The 19,404-nt window shown below is 64.2% G+C and carries 16 protein-coding genes; 2 read left to right on the top strand and 14 right to left on the bottom strand.

The window, feature by feature from the left end:
* Nucleotides 1-43: 43 nt before the first annotated feature.
* The 5 genes from EWH12_RS12900 to EWH12_RS12880 all read right to left on the bottom strand — a co-directional run bounded on the left by EWH12_RS12900 (nt 44) and on the right by EWH12_RS12880 (nt 6,423).
* Complete coding sequence (locus EWH12_RS12900) at nt 44-1,606, bottom strand: AMP-binding protein (protein ID WP_129926841.1); 1,563 nt, start codon at nt 1,604-1,606, stop codon at nt 44-46.
* A 4-nt stretch (nt 1,607-1,610) separates the two neighbouring features.
* Entirely contained in the window at nt 1,611-2,360 is a 750-nt protein-coding gene (locus EWH12_RS12895; RefSeq protein WP_129926840.1) for a glutathione S-transferase family protein, read from the bottom strand.
* Nucleotides 2,357-3,124: a glutathione S-transferase family protein gene (locus tag EWH12_RS12890; RefSeq protein ID WP_129926839.1), complete on the bottom strand. Its 768-nt coding sequence runs from the start codon at nt 3,122-3,124 to the stop codon at nt 2,357-2,359. Before EWH12_RS12890 ends, EWH12_RS12895 begins: the two co-directional genes overlap by 4 nt.
* A 65-nt stretch (nt 3,125-3,189) precedes the next feature.
* Nucleotides 3,190-5,694, bottom strand: a complete 2,505-nt coding sequence (locus tag EWH12_RS12885; protein WP_242496045.1) for a TonB-dependent receptor — start codon at nt 5,692-5,694, stop codon at nt 3,190-3,192.
* Between the two features lie 273 nt (nt 5,695-5,967).
* The gene (locus EWH12_RS12880; RefSeq protein ID WP_242496044.1) at nt 5,968-6,423 is read right to left on the bottom strand and encodes a Saro_0803 family transcriptional regulator; all 456 of its coding nucleotides are present in this window, start codon (nt 6,421-6,423) and stop codon (nt 5,968-5,970) included.
* Between the two features lie 113 nt (nt 6,424-6,536).
* Between EWH12_RS12880 and EWH12_RS12875 the strand changes: the two genes are divergently transcribed.
* Nucleotides 6,537-8,006 (top strand): lignostilbene-alpha,beta-dioxygenase, encoded by a 1,470-nt coding sequence (locus EWH12_RS12875; protein ID WP_129926838.1) that lies wholly within the window; start codon nt 6,537-6,539, stop codon nt 8,004-8,006.
* Between the two features lie 3 nt (nt 8,007-8,009).
* Here the strand turns inward: EWH12_RS12875 and EWH12_RS12870 are convergent, their stop codons facing one another.
* From EWH12_RS12870 to EWH12_RS12850, 5 genes are read right to left on the bottom strand one after another with little or no spacing between them, the layout of a single operon-like run.
* Complete coding sequence (locus EWH12_RS12870; protein WP_129926837.1) at nt 8,010-9,614, bottom strand: MFS transporter; 1,605 nt, start codon at nt 9,612-9,614, stop codon at nt 8,010-8,012.
* On the bottom strand, nt 9,611-10,666 hold the full coding sequence (locus EWH12_RS12865) for an amidohydrolase family protein (RefSeq protein WP_129926836.1): 1,056 nt from the start codon (nt 10,664-10,666) through the stop codon (nt 9,611-9,613). The genes EWH12_RS12870 and EWH12_RS12865 overlap by 4 nt, the downstream gene beginning before the upstream one ends.
* Before the next feature lie 3 nt (nt 10,667-10,669).
* Nucleotides 10,670-12,097 carry an NAD-dependent succinate-semialdehyde dehydrogenase gene (locus tag EWH12_RS12860; RefSeq protein ID WP_129926835.1) on the bottom strand — a complete coding sequence of 476 codons (1,428 nt, stop codon included), beginning with the start codon at nt 12,095-12,097 and terminating at the stop codon, nt 10,670-10,672.
* Between the two features lie 4 nt (nt 12,098-12,101).
* Nucleotides 12,102-12,860, bottom strand: a complete 759-nt coding sequence (locus tag EWH12_RS12855; RefSeq protein ID WP_066609201.1) for a nuclear transport factor 2 family protein — start codon at nt 12,858-12,860, stop codon at nt 12,102-12,104.
* Nucleotides 12,861-12,897: 37 nt separating this feature from the next.
* Entirely contained in the window at nt 12,898-14,322 is a 1,425-nt protein-coding gene (locus tag EWH12_RS12850; protein WP_129926834.1) for an MFS transporter, read from the bottom strand.
* 133 nt (nt 14,323-14,455) lie between these two features.
* On the opposite strand from EWH12_RS12850, the gene EWH12_RS12845 reads away from it, so the two are divergent.
* Nucleotides 14,456-15,358, top strand: a complete 903-nt coding sequence (locus EWH12_RS12845) for an SDR family NAD(P)-dependent oxidoreductase (protein ID WP_129926833.1) — start codon at nt 14,456-14,458, stop codon at nt 15,356-15,358.
* A 3-nt stretch (nt 15,359-15,361) separates the two neighbouring features.
* Here EWH12_RS12845 and EWH12_RS12840 read toward each other — a convergent pair whose 3' ends face one another.
* From EWH12_RS12840 to EWH12_RS12825, 4 genes are all read right to left on the bottom strand, one after another.
* Nucleotides 15,362-15,937 (bottom strand): hypothetical protein, encoded by a 576-nt coding sequence (locus EWH12_RS12840; RefSeq protein ID WP_066609204.1) that lies wholly within the window; start codon nt 15,935-15,937, stop codon nt 15,362-15,364.
* A 161-nt stretch (nt 15,938-16,098) separates the two neighbouring features.
* Nucleotides 16,099-17,466, bottom strand: a complete 1,368-nt coding sequence (locus tag EWH12_RS12835; RefSeq protein WP_066609205.1) for a sensor histidine kinase — start codon at nt 17,464-17,466, stop codon at nt 16,099-16,101.
* Nucleotides 17,467-17,468: 2 nt separating this feature from the next.
* The gene (locus EWH12_RS12830; RefSeq protein ID WP_129926832.1) at nt 17,469-18,155 is read right to left on the bottom strand and encodes a response regulator transcription factor; all 687 of its coding nucleotides are present in this window, start codon (nt 18,153-18,155) and stop codon (nt 17,469-17,471) included.
* Nucleotides 18,156-18,168: 13 nt separating this feature from the next.
* Nucleotides 18,169-19,020, bottom strand: a complete 852-nt coding sequence (locus EWH12_RS12825; protein ID WP_129926831.1) for an AcvB/VirJ family lysyl-phosphatidylglycerol hydrolase — start codon at nt 19,018-19,020, stop codon at nt 18,169-18,171.
* Between the last annotated feature and the right edge of the window lie 384 nt (nt 19,021-19,404).

Below are 19,404 nucleotides of genomic sequence, written 5' to 3'. Positions count from 1 at the left end.
CCTCTTCCTCTCCTTATGCGGTGCAGATGTTTGCATCTGTCACCTAATTGACCATCCGCGCGCCGGTCCAATAGGCGGCGCGCAGGGCTTTCTTGTCCATCTTTCCGGCGGCGGTCCGGGGAATGGCGGGGACGAAGGCGACGCTCTTGGGCGCCTTCACCCCACCCAGCCGGGCCTTGGCGTGGGAGATGATCTCTGTTTCACCGATATTGTCGGCGACGACAATGGCATGGACGGCCTCGCCCCATTTTTCATGGGGGATGCCGATCACCGCACATTCGCGCACGGCGGGCAATTCGGTAACGGCAGCCTCCACCTCGGCGGTGAAGACGTTGAAGCCACCGGACACGACCATGTCCTTCTTGCGATCGACGATATAGAGATAGCCGTCCTTGTCGCGCCGGGCGACGTCACCCGTATGGTGCCAGCCATGGGTGCGGACTTCGGCCGTGGCATCGGGCATGTCATAATATTCGCGGGACACCAATACGCCGCGCACCACCAGTTCGCCCGCCTCGCCCTCAGGTAGCAGCGCGCCGTCCTCACCCATGATCGCGACCCGGACGGAGCGGCTGGGCCGGCCGCAACTGGCTAGCCGTTCGGGCCGGTCGCCCGACGCCGCCGCTGCGACATCCTCCGGCGAGAGCCATGTGACGATCATCGGCGATTCCACTTGGCCATAGGCCTGGCAGAGGCAGGGGCCGAATATCTCCACCGCCTGCCGTAATTTCTCCGGCGAGACGGGCGATCCGACCAGCAGGAATATCTTGAGCGAAGACGTGTCGCTGCCCACCCGTTCCGGCGCGTCGAGCAAGTTGTAGAGCGCGGTCGGCGGCATATAAACATGGGTGACGCGATGGCGCGCGATCGTGTCCAGCACGGCGGCCGCCTCGAAGCCGGGCAGGATCACTTGCGTCGCCCCCAGCGACAATGTCGCCAGCGCCACCGGACCCGCCGCATGGGTGATCGGTGCGACAACGAGGGAGACAGGTGATGCGGTTCTGCCGTCTACGGCATGCGCCAGCGTCTCGATCATCGTGCCCCAGCCCAGATTGGTGACCACCACCCCCTTGGACGGGCCGGTGGTGCCCCCGGTGGGGAAGAGGCCGACCACATCGTCGGGCTTGCCGAACGGATCGGAAAAGTCCGGCAAGCTGTCCAACTCGCTGTTCGCAATGAACTGGTCGAGCGAGGGATCGCCATCATAGGCACGATCTAGGCAGACGAAATGGGTCAGGCTGGGGACTCGCGCTTTGAGCGCCGCCACATCCTCCGCCTGGCTGCTGTGATAGAAGAGCCAGCCGCAGCGAACATAATCGAGATAGGCGGCATTGGCGTCGATGGCGTTGCGGGTGTTGACCGGCACCCACTGGCCATTGGCGCGCCAGATGGCGAGCAGGGCGACCATCATCGTCGCGCTATTGGGGCCATAGAGCGCGATCGGTTGCTGATTGCGGAAGCCCGCCGCATGGAGCGCGGCGGCGACCTTGATCGTCTGCGCCCTGACCGCCGCGAAGCTCAGCGTTTCGCCGTGCTCCGCATCGATCAGGCAGGGGCGTTCGGGGTCAAGATCATGGCCCCGGTCGAAATAGTCGATCGCGCGCATCCCATCAGCCCCAGCGGTTGATCTCCGGGCCGATGGCCCAGATGGCTTCAGGTTCGGGAACGGTGGCGAGGCCCAATGCTTGTGCGACGGCGGGGCGGGCGCGCAACCGCGCTTCCCACGCGTCGGTCAGCGGCGCGGCGGCGAAAGCGTCTGGCACGATGGCGCGCATTCCGGCCAGCCAGGCATGGGTTTCGAGGTCCGCGATCGAGAAGTCGCCCATCAGCCAGTCGCGCCCGTCGGCCAGTTGCGCCTCGATCTTCTCGACCGCCTGGAAGATCTTGCTGCGGCTGTCGGCCAGTTGGGCTTCGTCCACCTTGGCTTCCACCGCCTGCGCCCAGCGGGCGTCCAGGTCCGCACTGGCGATGCCGGCGGGGACGGCGGGCGGCGGCGTGGCGGCATTGCCCAGCGCGGCGGCGGCTGGGGCCACGCGCTCGATCACATAACGGCACCATGCCATCATCTGCCAACGGGCATAGGGATCGGCCGGGCGGATCGCGGGGCCGCTGCCCACCTCATCCAGATAGCAGGCGAGGAAGACGCTGTCGGTCATCGCCACGCCATCTACGACCAGCACGGGCCCTTCGCCCTCGATTGACTGGTCGACTTCGATCGGGTGGGGCAGGGCGGTCGAGTGGCGCTCGCCCGCGACCAGATCGATCGCGCGCAAGTCCAGATCGACGCCTTTCTCGAAAGCGGCGGCGAGGACGGTGAAGGACGGGCCATTGGGCTGGCCGTGATAGAGGATGCCGGTCATGCGGGTTCGCTTTCGAGCAGGGAGATGCGGCGGGCGAGGTCGGTGCGGCCTAACGCCCAGCAGGCGCGGGTCGCGGGGCGCGCATAAATGGCGCGCAGCCAGCGCATGATGTGGGGGGTCAGTTCGTCATTGCAGAGCTGCGGTTGTGACAAGGGCATGGCGTAGGCGAGGTTGAAGCCGTTGATGTCGGCCAGGCCATATTCGTCCGACGCCAGCCATTGCCGCTCACCCAGCGCCTGTTCCAGATAGCCGATGCCGAGGGCTACGCGCCGTTGCGATTCCGTCATTTCCTCTGGCGAAAAGGCGCCATTGATCGCCTTGCGCCAGGCGACGCGCCGTTCGGGCATGGGAATGCGGTCGATCGCCGCTTCCAACTCCGCCGGGTCTTTCTGCCGCACCGAAGGGCCGACGAAGACGCTCCAGCCGATCATCGAGAAACTGGGGGCGAGCCACTGGTCCATGAACTTCATCCACCAGCGCGTGCGCCACTGGTCGATCGGGTCGGCGGGCATCAGACGCGGGCCGTCGAACGCCTCGTCCACATATTCCATGATCGCGGTGGATTCGGTCAGCACCAGCTTGCCATGGGTCATGGCCGGGATGGTGCCGAGCGGGTTGACCGCCAGATAATCGGGCTTGTGCTGGTCGAAATTCAGCAGGTCGAGATAATGGCTGTCGAACGCGACGCCCTTTTCGAACAATGCCAGCATGGGCTTTCCCGAATTGGCGTTGGGTTCCCAATGATAGAGTGTGACGTCGGTCATGCCGGATGGGTCTCCGAAAAGAAGTCGGCCGGGCCGTGCGCAGCCCGACCGACCGAGGGGGAGGCTTAGAATTTCTTCTTCACCGTGATCGCCCATTCGCGCGGATTGCCGGGGCGCGCCTTGCGCACGCCAGCACCCGCGCCGCGCAGGTCGAAGACGGAGAGATAATAATATTTGTCGAAGAGGTTGGTGACTTCGAACGACACGTCGAGATCCTCGTCCGCATTCTGCCAGGTCAGCCGCGCATTGGCGAGCGTGTAGGCAGGCACGAAATTGAGGATGCGGGTGCCGTTGATCACCGCGCCGCCGCCGAACTTCTTGTCTTCATAGGTGACGTCGAAACGCGGGGTCAGGCTGCCGGCCTTGTCCAGATCGATCTTATATTGCGCGCCGACGCTGAACTTCCAGGGCGGCGATGCCGGCGGATCATTGGCCGACACGCCGCCCGGATTGGTCGGGAAGGAGGCGGCGGGATCAAGGCTGCTGGCGATATATTTGAAGTCGAGATAGCTGATCGACGCATCAATCGCGAGGCCGTCGATGGGATAGGCGGACAGTTCCGCCTCGAACCCCTTCACTCGCGCATCGCCGGCATTGAGCCGCGCGGCGCAAGGCGCGCCGGGGCAGGTCAGAACCGGGATCTGGATATCGATATAGTCGTTGATGAAGGCGGCGGCGTTCAACCGCACCCGGCGATTGAAGAAGTCGCTCTTGAAGCCGATTTCATAGGCGGTCAGCTTTTCCGGGCGGAAGGCGATCACCTGCTGCGTGTTGAACGGGCGCGGGTTGGAACCGCCGCCCTTGAAGCCGGTCGACACCGATCCATAGACCATCAAATTGTCGGTCAGGCGATAGTCGGCCGCGACGCGATAGTCCCAGCGCTTGGCGCTATAATGGGCGGTGAGGCCCGACAGCGCCGTCACGGTTTCGGTGGTGTTGCCATTGCCATTATAATCGAGCGTGTCCGCGCCCGAATAGCCGATGCCATAGGCCGCGCCGACCGGATCGAGGAAGGCATTGACCGTCCCGTCGAAGTTCAGCCGATAATAGGTCTGGTCCTTGCTTTCCGTCGTGTAGCGCAGGCCACCACTCAAGGTCAGCCGGTCGATCGGCTTCCAGGACAGATGGGCGAACGCCGCCTTGGCCTCCGCCTTGGTCGGGTCGGGCTGGCGGAATTGCAGCGGATAGACCGGGACGTAGCGAATGTCCTGCAGCGAGTCATAGGTCGATTTCTGCTTGAAATAATAGCCGCCGACCGTGGCGTTGAGATTGTCGCCCAGCTCCGCGTTCAGCCGGACTTCCTGGCTGAAGCTCCAGTTTTCCAGATAGTTGCGGCCAAAACCGATATTGGCGGGCGAGATATCGTCATCGGAATCGAACTGAGTGTTGAAGGTGCGATATCCGGTGATGGAGCTAAGCTTGAAGGCGTCGGTCAGCGCATAATTGACCTGGCCCGACACGCCCCAGCCCTTGTAGAGGCTGCGGTCGGTGCCCTGGGTCGCCGCAAGAGGCGTGCCGGCCGCACCGAAGGGATCGACCGGGATCGGTGGCACCCACACGCCGGCGGGTTGGCCGGTGCCGATATAGTTGCAATAGCGGCCGCAGATGAAGCGATCGTCATAGACGACGCCGGGCGCCGGATTGGTGTTGGGCGAATTGACGGGGTTCGTCGCGATCAGCACTTCGCCCGCGATGGTATGTTCGTCGCGGGTGTAGTCGCCGATCAGGGTGACATCCAGCTTGTCGCTCGGTTCCCAGAACAGGATGCCGCGGATCGCCTGATAGCCCACGCCGCCCAGCTTGCTGATGGTGCAGTCACCGGCGGGCTGGGTCGACGGTATGCCGCTGCCCGGATTGGCGCAGCCATAGTCGATGCGGTCGACAAAGCCTTCCTGCTGCTTGGCGACGCCGGAGATGCGCGCCGACAGGGTGCTGGTGATGCCGAAATCGGCCGCGGCGCGGATGCCGATGCGGTTGCGGATGCCGTAATTGACCTCGACAAAGCCGCCGCCATCGCCCGACGGACGCTTGGAATAGAGTTTGATCGCGCCGCCCTCGGCATTGCGGCCGGCCAGCGTGCCTTGCGGTCCGCGCAGGATTTCGACCCGGTCGAGATCGAGCAGCTCGAACACCGCGCCGGTCAGCTGGGGGTAATAGACATCGTCGATGTAGATGCCGACGCCCGGTTCATAGGCGGGGTTGAAGTCGTTCTGGCCAACGCCGCGGATCGATGCGGTGATCGACGGGCCAAAGGACGCGCCCTGGGGCTTTAACGACACGTTGGGTGCGGCATCGGCCATTTGCGCCAGGTTGGTCTGGCTCTTGGCCTCCAGTTCGGCGGCGCCGACGGCGGTGATGGAGATGGGCGTGTCCTGCAACCGCTGGGCGCGGAACTGCGCGGTGACGACGATGTCCGCCACCGAACTTTGCGACATGGCTTCCTGCTCGGCGGCCTGCGGGGCGGCCGCGGGCGGTGCCGCTGATTGCGCCGACGCTGGTGTAGTGATTGCGAGGATGGAGGCTGACGCCAACAGGGCGCGCGACATCATTGCACGAAGATCGTGTTGCATGGGTAATCCCCTCTCCTAATCCGGCTTGAGATCCGTCCTGCCCGAACGTGATCCGCCTCATGACGTTGCTGTGCGTCGATTGTTAGTAAGACATACAATTTTATCCGATGCAAGAGCCTGACCGGCTTCGCAACGAACATTGACGCTATATTTGCCTCTATTGCGATAGGGCAAATAATGCTGTTGTTTCTATTGGTGGTATCAGGGGTAACAGATGGGATCTGGCGGAAGATCCAACCGCGCGTAAATAGGCGTTTTCATCCCATCGCGACGTCAGACATACACCCGGCGCAGCAGCTCGACCAGCATCGCGGCTTCGGCCGGGCTGAACCGCGCCTTGAGCCAATTTTCATGCTCGGCGATGCAACGGCGCGCCTGCGCCAGCGAGTCGCGGCCGCCTTCCGTCAGGCTCAATGTCTGGCGGCGGCGATCCTGCGCGGACGCGCCGCGGGTCAGGAAACCGCGGTCCTGCATCCGATTGACGATCGCCATCACGCTCGCCCGGTCCATTTTCAGTCGGCGGCCGATGTCCGCCTGGGCGATGCCGGGCTGGTCCTCAATCAGCCAGAGGACGGCGACCTGCTTTTGCGTCAGGCCCAGGTCGCTGAAGGTTTCGGTGAAATGTTGATAGACGGCCGCGCTGGCCAGCCGGATGTGAAAACCGACCAGTCCGTCGATGCCGCTGAGGCGAGGATCGGGGAAGAGGTCGAGCGGTTCAATGTCGTTCATGGTATTCATAGTAACAGTGTGCGTAGTAAGTGCTGATCCGTCAATCCGGGCACTTGAAAAAATGTCAGTGCCACATACAATATCTTCAACCAGAAAAAGGGAGAGGATCAGCCATGGCGCATTTTCCGGACACGCCGTCCTTCACGGGTTTCAACACGCCCACGCGGATCGAGGCGGACATCGCCGACCTGGACATGACCGGGGCGGTGCCGCCCGAACTGGACGGCGCCTTCTATCGGGTACAGCCCGACCCGCAATTCCCGCCCCGGCTGGGCGACGACATCGCCTTCAATGGCGACGGCATGATCACCATGTTCCGCTTTCATGACGGCCAGGTCGATTTCCGCCAGCGCTGGGCGAAGACCGACAAGTGGAAGCTGGAACAGGAAGCGGGTAAAGCGTTGTTCGGCGCTTATCGCAATCCGCTGACCGATGACGAGGCGGTGCAGGGCAAGATACGCGGCACCGCCAACACCACCGCCTTCATCCATGGCGGGAAACTCTATGCGCTGAAAGAAGATAGCCCGGCGCTGGTGATGGACCCGGCGACGCTGGAGACGGACGGCTATACATGGTTCGACGGCGCGATGACCGGCCAGACGTTCACCGCCCATCCCAAGATCGATCCGGCGACCGGCGACATGATCGCCTTTGGCTATGCGGCCAAGGGGGTGCTGACGCGCGACATGACCTATTATGTCGTGTCGCCCGATGGCGTGCTGAAGCAGGAGTTGTGGTTCGAAGTCCCCTATTACGCCATGATGCACGACTTTGCGATCACGCCCGATTATGCGCTGTTCCATGTGGTGCCCAGCACGTCCAACTGGGAACGGCTGGCGCAGGGGCTGCCGCATTTCGGCTTCGACACCACGCTGCCGGTCTATCTGGGCGTGCTGCCGCGCCGGGCCGATGCGACCGCGGCGGACATACGTTGGTTCAAGCGCGACAATTGCTTCGCTAGCCATGTCATGAACGCCTTTCAGGAGGGCACGAAAATTCATTTCGACACGCCCGAAGCGAAGAACAACATGTTCCCCTTCTTCCCCGACATCCATGGCGCGCCGTTCAACGGGCCGGAATCGGCCAGCTTCCTGACGCGCTGGACCGTCGACATGGCGTCCAATGGCGAGGATTTCGCCAGCGTGCAGCGGTTGACCAGCATGATGGGCGAATTTCCGCGGATCGACGATCGTCAGACCGGCCTGCCCTATCGCTATGGCTGGTTGCTGGTGATCGACCCGACCAGGCCGGTGGAGCTGAAGGGCGGCAGTCCGTCAGGCATGTTGATGAACACGCTGGGCCTGATCGACCATCAGACGGGCGCAGAACAGAAATGGTGGTGCGGGCCGCTGTCGTCGTTGCAGGAGCCCTGCTTCATCCCGCGTAGCCCCGATGCCGCGGAAGGCGACGGCTGGATCGTCCAGGTCTGCAACCGGCTGGAGGAGCATCGCAGCGACCTGCTGCTGTTCGACGCGCTGGACATCGCCAAGGGACCGATCGCGGAAATCCGCGTCCCCATAAGATTGCGCTTCGGCCTGCACGGCAATTGGGCGACGGCCGACCAGATCGGGCTGGCGGCCTAGCGGTTATACTTGCTCTCCCGCCGCGCGGGCGCGGGGGAGCAGGCTGGCATGGTCCTGTTCCACTCGCCACACCAGCAACAGCAATATCAGCACCAGCGGCGGGGCGACCCAGTTGATCGACAGGATCGCCCCGCCCAGGTCGCCGCCGCGCGCGTCGCTGATCATCCCCACCGCATAGGGACCGATGCCCAGACCGAAGATGGTCGACACGACGATATAGAGGCTGACGGTTAGCCCGCGCATCCGCGGCAGAACCTGTTCGAACAACACGGCGTAGAGCGGCGGCATCCACATGGTCAGGATCAGGCTGTAGAGGGTGAAGCGCAGGTAGAAATCGCCGGCGTCCGGCGCATGATAGACCCATAACGCCAGGCACGGCGAAACGCTCATCGCGAACAGCGCCACCCACACCCGGCGCGACAGGCGGTTCGCCCCGATCCGGTCGGACAATGGCCCGGCCAGCAGCGGCCCGACCACGCCCAGCGCGGCCGACAGCAGGCCGAATTGCAGCCCGGTGTCGGCCGGCGACAGGCCATAGTTTTTCATGAGGAACGACGGCGTAAAGCCCATCACACCATAGTTGATGACGCTTTGCAGCGCCCCGGCGGCGATGCAAAGCAGCAGCGATGGATTACGGGTGATGAGCGCGAAGGCGACCGGATCGCGCCCTTTCAGATTCTGAAGCAGGTTGGCGATGACGAAGGCGCCGAAGCCGATCACGCTCCACTGCACCACATGCGGACTGATCGCGATGCCGGCCAGCAGCAGCGGCGGTCGCGGCGAGAACGCTTCCGCCCAGCCGATCGCCAGCAGCATGGCGACGACGATCAGCGCCAGCAGCCCGATATTGAGCGTCCAGTCGCGCGTCGTCGCCCGCGTGCGCGCCAGACTGAGCCAATGAAAGCCCGGCGTCACCGCGCCCAGCACGTTCAGGCTGGCGCGGAAGGGATGGGGATCATGGGCGGTCGGGATGCCGTCCATGACGCCGCGCCGCGGTTCGGGCAGGCGGCTCATCAGGAAAGCGATGAGGAAGCCGGGCGTCGCTGCTACGGCAAAGGCGAATTGCCAGCCCTTGAGGCCCAGCGGCGCGGCGCCCGCCGCATAGCGCGCGTCCCACCATTGCGCGGCCATGCCGCCGATGATGAGCGATCCGCCAAGGCCGACGGCGATCGCCGCGGCCATCACCGCCATCACCATCCCGCGCTTTTCCCGCGGGAAATAATCATAGGTCAGGCTGGTGCCCGCCGGCTGCGACGCCGCTTCGCCAATGCCGACGCACAGGCGCGAGAGCATCAGCGTGAAGAAGCCGGTAGCCAGCGCCGCGCCGCCGGTGGCGAGCGACCAGAAGCCGATCGTGATCGCCAGCAGCTTCGTCCTGATCCACCCGTCCGCCAGTCGCCCCAGCGGCAGCGAGAATAGCGCGTAGAAGAGCGCAAAGACGGTGCCGTAGAGCAGCCCCATCTCCGCGTCGCCGATCTTCAGGTCCGCCTTGATCGCGGGGGCGAGGATGGCGAGGATATTGCGGTCGAGCAGGCTGACGAGATTGGTCCCGGCCACCAGCGCCAGCGCATAATAAGCGGTCGCGCGCGAAGGAGTCGCTATGGTCACAGGTTGAACACACGCTCGGCATTGGTCTGCATCAGTTTGCGCTTCGCTCCGTCCGTAATGTCCAGCAGGTCATGCGCCCGCACCTCGTCCGCCACATATTGATAGGGATAGTCCATCGCATACATGACCCGATCCTCGCCCAGCACCTTTTGCGCGAATGTGATCGCCGGCTCCCAGGCCATGCCGCTGGTGGTAACGCAGACGTTCGACCGCATATAGTCGTGGATCGATTTGTTGAGCGGCTTCATCCGCTCATAGCGCTGCGATCGCACGCCCGCCTGATGCATATAATCGAGACGGTACAGCCAATAGGGCAAAGCCTCTCCCATATGGCCGACCACGATCTGCAAATCGGGATAGCGGTCGAAAATGCCGATGGTGATGAGCCGCAACAGGTGCATCCCCGTCTCCACGCCAAAGCCGAAGATCGCGCCGTCCAGCCCGGCGTCCAGCATCGGGCCGATCATCGCGTCGGGCGGGGTAGAAGGATGGATGTAGAGCGGCTGGCCGGTATCGGCGAGCGCGCGGAAGATCGGGTCGAACTTGGGATCGTCCAGATACTCGCCCTGGGTATGGCTGTTGACCATCACCCCCTTGAAGCCCAGATCAGCCGCCCCCCGCCGGATTTCGGCGGCGGACCAGTCCGGGTCTTGCGGCGCGATCGACGTCATGCCTACGAAGCGGGTGGGATGGGCGGCGCAGCGATCGGCTAGATGATCGTTGGCGCGGGTCACCATCGCCTTGGCCTCATCCGTGTCGAGCAGCGGCTGCACCCCCGGCGAGGTCAGCGACAGGATCGCCACGTCGATGCCGGTCGCGTCCATGTCGGCCAGTCGCTGCTCGCCCAGATCGAGGAGGCGGTCAATGATCTGGGTCGCGCGCTGCGATGGCGATTGGCCGTAAAAGCCCCAGAGCGACACCATCCCCCGATCCGCCGTCCCGTCGCGCACCATGCGCAGATAGGCGTCGATTTGTTCGCGCGTGGCAAAGGCCTCTTCGGTGGCGATGCGCAGATAGCCGCGGTCACCGCCCGTTTTCAGTGCGTGGCTCATCGCTTATCCTTCGTGGATGGCTTTAGTGACAAGGCAGGCGTCGATCCCTTCCGGGCCGTCCTCCGCGCCATGGCCCGACCATTTGACCCCGCCAAAGGGGGAATCCGACCCGCCGATCATCGCTGTATTGATGCCGACCATCCCGGCCTCGACCGCGCGTGCGACACGCCGCTGGCGCGCGGCGTCGCTGGTCCAGGCATAGGCGGCCAGGCCATAGGGCAGGCGATTGGCCTCTGCGATCATCGCGGCTTCATCGGCATAGGCGTTGATGAGGGCGACGGGGCCAAACGGCTCCTCATTCATGATGGCGGCGTCCAAGGGGGTGGCCGACAGCACGGTCGGCGCGAAATAATAGCCGGCATTGCCGATCCGTTCGCCGCCGGTTTCTAGGCGGGCGCCCTTGGCCACCGCGTCGCCGATCAATCGGTCCATCGCGTCGAGACGCCGGGCGTTGGCCATCGGTCCCATGACGCTGCCGGCCGCCGCGCCGTCGCCAACCGTCACCTTTTGCGCGCGCTCGACAAAGCCGGCAAGGAAGCGATCATGGACGCCGGCCTCCACGATGAAGCGCGTCGGCGATACGCACACCTGCCCGGCATTGCGATATTTGCCCGCCACCACCGTATCGAGCGCCTTGTCGATATCGGCATCGGCGAAGATCAGCACCGGGCCATGGCCGCCCAGCTCCATCGTCGTGCGCTTGCAATCCTCCGCCGCCAATTTCGCCAGATGCTTGCCGACGACGGTGGAGCCGGTGAAGCTCATCTTGCGGATGATGGGGGAGCCGAGCAAATGGCGCGACACTTCGTCGGGCACCCCGAACACCGCCTGCGCCACATCGCCGGGCAGCCCTGCGTCGAGCAGGCATTGCAGCACCCCCAGCGCGGACGCAGGCGTTTCCTCCGCCGCCTTCAGGATGACCGAACATCCCGCCGCGATCGGCGCACCGAGCTTGCGGCCGGGATTGCCGAGCGGGAAATTCCATGGCGCGAAGGCGGCGACCGGACCGACCGGCTCCTTGGTAACGGTCGATCGCTGCCCGGCCGGACGCACCAGCGCCCGGCCGTAGAGACGAAAGACTTCGCCGGCGTAAAAGTTGAACAGGCCGACATTCATCATCACTTCGATGCGTGCTTCGGCCAGCGTCTTGCCCTGCTCCAGCGTGGCGATGCGGGCCAGTTCTTCCTGCCGCTCGACCATCAGCCGGGCCGCGCCTTGCAGCACGGCCGCCCGCTCATGGGGCGTGCTATCGCGCCAACGATGGAAGCCGCGCTGCGCCGCCGCCAGCGCCGCGTCCATGTCCGCCGCATCGGCCAGCGGCAGGTCCGCGATCGCCTCGCCGGTGGCGGGGTTGACGACGCTGTGGGTCCGTCGCCCGCCGCCCGACAGCCGCTGGCCATCGATCATCAGATAAAGGTCCGGATAGGTCATGGGGTCAGGCGCTCACGGCTTCGCGCGCGGCCCGTTCGCGGTCGATATCGCCCTGCCAGCGTTCGGCGACGATTTCCTTGCCCGTTACCGGATGGACCATGTGAAACGGCACCATCTTGTGCGTCGGCCACAACCAATGGTCCTCGATCAGCGCGTCGGGGCCGGTCGGATCTTCGGGATAGGTGATCTTGGGGAAAGGCACATATTCGGCCGGGGTATTGGCCCAGCCCTGGTCGAAATCGGCATGCCATTGCGGCATGTAATTCAGGGTCTGGATGCGCCAGATGCCGTCCACCTTCTTGTAGGTATTCTCATAGATACCGCCCTCCCACCATTGGCGCGTGCCGAGCATGGGATTGGACGGGTCGGTATAATCCTTGTGCCGCCCCGCCTGCATCATCGACCGTGCGCGGGCATAAGCGGTGACGCCATCGGCGTCGATGTCGACGATATCCTGCAATTGCGGATGGTCGAGCAGGAAGCCGTCGATCGGCCCGTTGGTGCCATGGGTGAAGCGCGCCTGGAAGCGTTCGACATAGAGGCGGCGAATGCCCGCCTGGCCGCGCCAGACGCCGCCGAAGAATCGTACTTCGCCATCCTCGGTGAACAGGTCGGCGGTTTCGTTATAGAGGCATTTGTCGATCAGATAGCCGTAGAGATGCTGCAATTTTCGCACGTCCAGTTCATCCTCGCGCCGTTGCAGGCGGGTGCCAAGGTCGGCGACGCTCTGTTCCAGGCGGGCGATACGGTCGGTGTCGGACATGATTTGCTCTCCTATCATTGTATGTAATACTTACAGATTAAACGGCTTCCGCAGCCAGTCGCTCCACTTCCTCGCGATAGGGACGGATGGCGCGGATCATGCAGAATGTCGCGATCGGCAGCAGCACGCCGGCGGTCATCACGAGCGACTTCCAGAGCTGGCTGGGATCGCCGACGATATAGTCCTGCACCAGCCCGACCAGGAAGCTGCCCATCGCCCCGAAGAAGGTGAACATGAACAGATAGATCGCCGTCACCTGGCCCCGCATCGCATTGGGTGCGACGCGCTGGATCGCGGCGTTCTGCGGTACTGCGCCAGCGATGCCGAACATCGCGCCAATGCTGGCGACGCCCAGCGAGGCGTAGCCGTTGGGCATCAGCGGGGCGAGGATGGCGCACACCGTCACGCAGCCGAAGAAGATCGCCGCGGCGCGGACATTGGCGTCGGCGTGGCGCTTGGCCAGCCATTCGACGAAGATGCCGCCCAGCAGCAGGCCGGTGAGCGACGCGACCAGGGTCATCGATCCCATCACCGCGCCGATCTGCGCCTCGTTCCAGCCATAGGTGCGGATCATGAAGGGGACACGCCAGAATTGCAGGCCGAACACCTCGATCGCGCTCAGCGCCAGTCCGGCGAACAGCGGATAATAGACGCGGCGCTTGGCACGGATCGCCCTGGCGGCGTCCAAGCCGGTGAAGGTCAGGATGCGGCGGCCCAGCGAGGCTTGAACGGGCGGCGTGATGGAGTCGGCGGCGGGCGCCTGGCGCGGCGGTTCCTTGACTGTCAGGAACAGGAGGGCGACGAACAGGGCTGGCAGGCCCAGCCAGATCATCAGCCATTGCCAGCCCAATATGGTAAGGCCGCCATGCTGGGTTGGCGGCCAGCCCACCGCATGGGAGATCAACATGCCTCCGATTACCGGGCCGAGTGTGGTGCCGCCGATGAAGCCGAATTGCAGCAGGGCGAAGGCGCGGGTCAGGATGCGCGGCGGGAAGGCGTCGGCCAGCAGCGAATAGGAGGACGGCGCATGGGCCGATCCGCCTGCAGCCAGAAAGACGCGGGTGCCGACGAACTGGCTGAAACTCTGCGCGATGCCGCCTAATGAAGTGATGATGCCTAGCGCCGCGCATCCTCCTGCCAGCACGAACTTGCGCGGGAAGATGTCGGCCAGGCGCGCCAGCGGGATGCCGACGAACAGATAGCAGATGATGCTGGCGGGACCGGCGAGGAAGCCGAGTTGCGAATCGGACAGGCCGAAATCCGCCTTGATCCGCTCCGCTAGCATGGCGAACACCACCTGTTCGAAGAAGGTGACGAAGGTCGCCAGGATGATGACGAACAACGCCCAATAGGCGGCGCCCATGGTGTAGTGCGGGACCGTGGAGCGGCCCGCATTGGCAGAGACGTTGCCATCTGCCTCCCACAGACTGTCGGTCGCAATCGGCGCAGATGCCAGGGCCATGAGCCTTCTCCTCTCCACTTCTCCCTTTATTCACAGGGATGAAATTTCGGCTTGGCGAATTTGTAAGTGAACTATACGAATATGGCGAGAGAAAAATGCACGTCCTTTAGAAAGTCGGCGAAGGGAGATCGGGATGCTGGATTATGAAGGACGAACCGCCTTTGTGACAGGTGGGGCCAATGGCATCGGCCTGGGCCTGGTCCGCGCCTTGCTGGCGCAGGGATGCAAGGTGGCGATCGCCGACATTCGCGAGGATGCGCTGGCCGCCGCGATCAAGACGCTCGACAATCAAAGCGTTATAGCTGTCCAACTCGATGTCGCATCACGCGCCGGTTTCGCGCGATCTGCGGACAGGGCGGAGGCGGCGCTTGGGCCGGTCAGCCTGGTCTTCAACAATGCCGGCATCAACCTGTTCCAGACCATCGACGAGTCCAGCTATGACGACTGGGACTGGGTGATGGGGGTCAATCTGCACGGCGTCATCAACGGCGTGATGACCTTCGCCCCGCGGATGAAGGCGCTGGGGCAGGGCGGCCATATCGTCAATACGGCGTCGATGGCGAGTTTCCTGTGCGGCGGCGCGCCAGGCATTTACAACACCACCAAATTCGCGGTGCGCGGCATGAGCGAATCCCTGCGCTACAGTCTGGCGCCGCATGGCATCGGCGTGTCCGTGCTCTGTCCCGGCCTGGTGAAGAGCCATATCTATGCCAGCGATGAAGTCCGCCCGTCCGCGCTCAGCGGTGGTGCGAAGCCAGTGGACAGCGCGGCCGTCGGGCGGCTGGAACAGTTGCACCAGTTCGGCATGGAGCCGGACGTCATCGCCGCGCGCACGTTGGAAGCAGTACGAGAGAATCGTTTCCACATCTTCCCCCATCCCGAATTTCGCGACGAACTGGCGACGGTGTTTGAAGAGATACTGGGCGATTTCCGCGACTATCCGCAGGATGCCGGCTTCGAGCAGCGCATCGGTTTCGAAAAGATGCGACGCGACAATTATGCCAAAGCCCGACGCACGGCGCGCGAACGCGCCTGACATTCAGTGCGCGAACAGGTCGCCCTGCCGGGGCGGGGCGGCCGGTCGTCTTGGCGCGGCCCGCGTGCCGATCAGTACGCGGGCGCGGCCGGTGAGCGTATAGACCGCCTGTCGCTGCGCCCCGCGATTGAGATGATCGACGCGATAGCCCTGATAATGGCGCTTGAGCAGTCCGGCCTTGACCAGTTCCGACGCGGCCCGGCTGAGATTGGTCTTGCCCGACGCGCGCACCCGATTGCGCACCTCCTCCTGCACCAGCACATCGTCGGCCGTCGTATCGCCCGATAACCTGGCATCCTTGCGCAGTTCATCGCGCACCCGCTCCACCAGCGCCATGCGGCGCGGATCGCGATGGCCCATCGGCGTTAGCGCATCGCATAGCCAGTCGCGCAGCGCGACCCGCCCGTCGCCCACCCGCACTTCCGGCCCGGCGCTGCCATCCGGTCGTGCCACGTCCGCGATCAGCGTCAGCAGCATGAAGGCGTATCGCGGCCGCGAGCAGCAATGGGACAATTGGTCGAGCAGCAGCGAAAGATCGCTGCCGCCGGGAATGCGGGACAAAGCGGGCGCATGAAACATATCGTGAATCAAGCACAGAGCGAGTCGCTTGGGAATCCGCTTTTTTCCGCGAGTCGCATTTTGTCGCCCGTGACACTTTGCCCTGCGGTAAAGTGTCACGGCGGAAACTTTGCCGTAGCGCGCCGGAGGCCCCGGCTGGCATTACTCCGATTGCTTGGCTTTCAGGATGGCTCATGGTCGGCAGGCAGGGTCAGGGTCACGCGCAGCCCCGGTCCCGCATCGCTCAAGGTCAACGTGCCACCATGGAGATGGGCGACCGCCGACGCCAGCGACAGGCCCAGACCAGCGCCGCTGATATGGCGCGACGCATCCAGCCGGGCGAAACGACGTAGCGCTTCGATCCGCTGTTCCTGCGCGATGCCGGGGCCGTTATCGGTCACGGCGACGCAGATCGATGCGCCATCCCGCCACGCGGATAGCAGGATGCGATCGCCGCCATATTTGAGCGCATTGTCGATCAGGTTCGACAAAACCTGACCCAATATCTCCCGATGCGACCGGATATGCAGGCCGGGCGGCGCATCGACGTTGATGGTGACGCCCTTATCCTCGGCCAGCGCGTCATACATGTCCTGAAAATCGTCCAGCAGCGCGGCGACATTGACGGCGGAAAAATTGTCGCGGCCGATGCCCGCTTCGGCCCGGCTGATCAGCAAAGCGGCATCCAGCATCCGCAACAACGTGTCGCCTTCGTCCAGCGCCTTTTCCAGCGCGGCGATCGATTCCTCGTCCCGGCTCTGGCGCAGGGCGCTGTCCAGCACGGCGCGCAAACGGGTCAGGGGCGATCGCAGATCATGGGCCAGACCGTCGGTCACCAGCCGCATCTCATCCACCAGCCCGGTAATGCGGTCCAGCATCGCATTGATCTCGTCCCCCAGGGCGTCGAACATGTCGCCGCTGCCGCTCAGCGGGATGCGGCGTTTGATGTCGCCGGTGCCGACCGCGGCGGCGGTATCGATGACCGATCGCAGCCGGCCCCGGATGATCGCCGCCGAGAAAAAGGCGGCGCCGGCCGCCAGCGGCATGGCGAGCAATATCGCGCCGATCAGCGCCGCTTCCAGATAACTGCCGAAGCGCAGGTCGTTTTCCACGACATGGCCGGTCAGCAGCCGCGTGCCATCAGGAAATTGCGTGCTGACGACGCCGATGCTCTGGGGATAGCGGGTGCGTTGATCAATACGGCGCAGGTCGATCCGGCGCCAGTTTTCCGACGGCCCGACGTTGGTCGGCCAACCAGGAATGTTGCCGGCGATGCGCCGGCCGTTCGGTGCAATCAGCAGCATGATCGAACTGCCGTCCGGGTCGGCCGTCATGCGGCTACGCACCGTGGCGCCGGCCGCTTGCAGGCCGGCCGCGGCATAGGTGGCGGCGATATCGTCGCGCAGGTTCACCGCGACCGCGCGGCTGGCTTCGTCCACCGACCGGCTGGTGAATTGATGGACGGCCCAGAGCGCGACGAGCACGCAGACGATTTGCATGAGGAAGACGAGCGCGGCGAACCGCCAGATGACGCTCTGGCGCCAACGCATCGTCACCCTTGTTCGCTCAAGCGATAACCCGCGCCACGGATGGTGTGGATCAGCGGCGGTTCGCCTTCTTCGTCGATCTTACGGCGCAGCCGACTAATATGCACGTCGATGACGTTGGTGCCGGGATCGAAATGATAATCCCATACGCCCTCCAGCAACATGGTGCGGGTGACGACCTCATCCTGATGGCGCAGCAGATAATCGAGCAGGCGAAATTCGCGCGGTTGCAGGTCGACGACGCGCGCGCCGCGCTTCACCTTGCGGGAGAGGAGATCGACGTCCAGGTCGCCGCAGGACAGGCGCGTTTCGGGCGCCTGTCCCCCGCCGCCGCGCCGCAGGATGATGCGCAGCCGCGCCAGCAGCTCGGCAAAGGCGAAGGGCTTGGTCAGATAATCGTCCGACCCGCCGGTCAGCCCTTTGATCCGTTCATCGGCGGTCGCCAGCGCCGACAGGATGATGACCGGGGTATCGATGCTCGCCGCGCGCAGGGCGGCGAGCATCGCCATGCCGTCCATGCCCGGCAGCATCCGGTCCAGGATGATGGCGTCATGCCCGGCCTCGGTCGCCAGGAACAGGCCGTCGCGGCCATTGTCCGCCCGGTCGACAGTAAAGCCTTCCTCGATCAGCCCCTTGGCGATGTAATCGGCGGTGGTGGCGTCGTCTTCGACCAGCAGCACTTTATAGCTCATGACCGTCCTCATTTCACCGCCCGGATCGACGCGCATCTCGCCTTATAGGCGCGCCATCGCTCAAAGCCATAGAAGGCGTCGGAGCACGGATCGAAGGCATCATATTGTCGCGCCCGCCGACCAATTGCGCGATCGCTTGCAGCAGCGCGGCGCTGACGGCATCGGCGTCGTGATCGAGCGCATGGCCGCGGGGCAGTCGCAGCCGGGTGACGTTGGGCTGGCGCAGCGTCGGACAGAGGCTGGCCGCGTCCTTCGCGCGATGGATGCACAGCAAGGGCGCCCAGCTAAGCCGCCGGGCGGCGGTGGTTGCGTCTTCCTTCGGTTCGTTGAAAGAGAGGATGTCGGATGGAGAGGCGCGCCACTGGCGGGTGGCGCCGGGCGCGATCAGGCCGATAAAAACGATCTGCCGACGCAGCGTGGTCGGCACATAAGGCAGCGACGGGGCGATGATGTCGGCGCCGAAGGACTGGCCCAGCAACAGCAGGCGCGCGCCGGGATCGACGGCGATGGCGCGACGCAGGCCCTGCGCGATCATGGCGCCGGCCTCCTCAGGCGTGCGGTGCGTTCGAAAGAAGCGCAGGCTGTTTTCGGTGACGACGGGGATGCCCCGGCGGGTCAGCCGATCAGCGATCCGCGGTCCCAGCCCTGCATGGAACCCCATGTCACCTGACAAGTAGAGCGCCACCATCCGCGGCTGGCGCGGGCTGGAAGCGGCTTTTGCAGGGAGCAGGTCGAACAGCGCGCCGTCGCCGATATAGCCGATATGCCATAGGGCCAGCAGCAGTGCGCCGATCAGACCGGTCACGGCGGCGGTCGATCGGTTTATGCCGTTTTGCACTTTGGTTCGCTGGCGTGGGATTTGCATCGTCCGTCCGTGCTTTAGCGCGCCACGACAGCAGTTTGCCGGCTCTGGGTTCGCGATCGTGCTGTTAACCGCAGGCTTTAATAGGAAAGGCCGACAGTCGATAGGATGAGCGTCTCATTACGGTTTCTTCATGACGCGCAATCCGTTGTGCTTTCGCTAAGGCTGTCGCCTTCCGGGCCGCTGGATGCCTGATATCGTAGATGACATCTTTTTGAAAAAAGTCATTGACCGACTCAGAGGTGGGGCCTAGAGGGCCTCTCACCGGACGGGACGGTGCCTTTGCGGCGCTGCGCCAGACGGTCGCCAACATGGACGGGACGCCCTCCCTCGGAACCAGTTTCGAGGAAGAATGGCTGTCCCTCTTTAGTTGTCGGTTCTTTGACA

It is taken from the genome of Sphingobium cupriresistens (genome assembly GCF_004152865.1).
GTDB classification, from domain to species: domain Bacteria; phylum Pseudomonadota; class Alphaproteobacteria; order Sphingomonadales; family Sphingomonadaceae; genus Sphingobium; species Sphingobium cupriresistens.
Note: the sequence above shows the minus strand (reverse complement) of the source record. Positions and strands in the feature narration are given on the sequence as shown.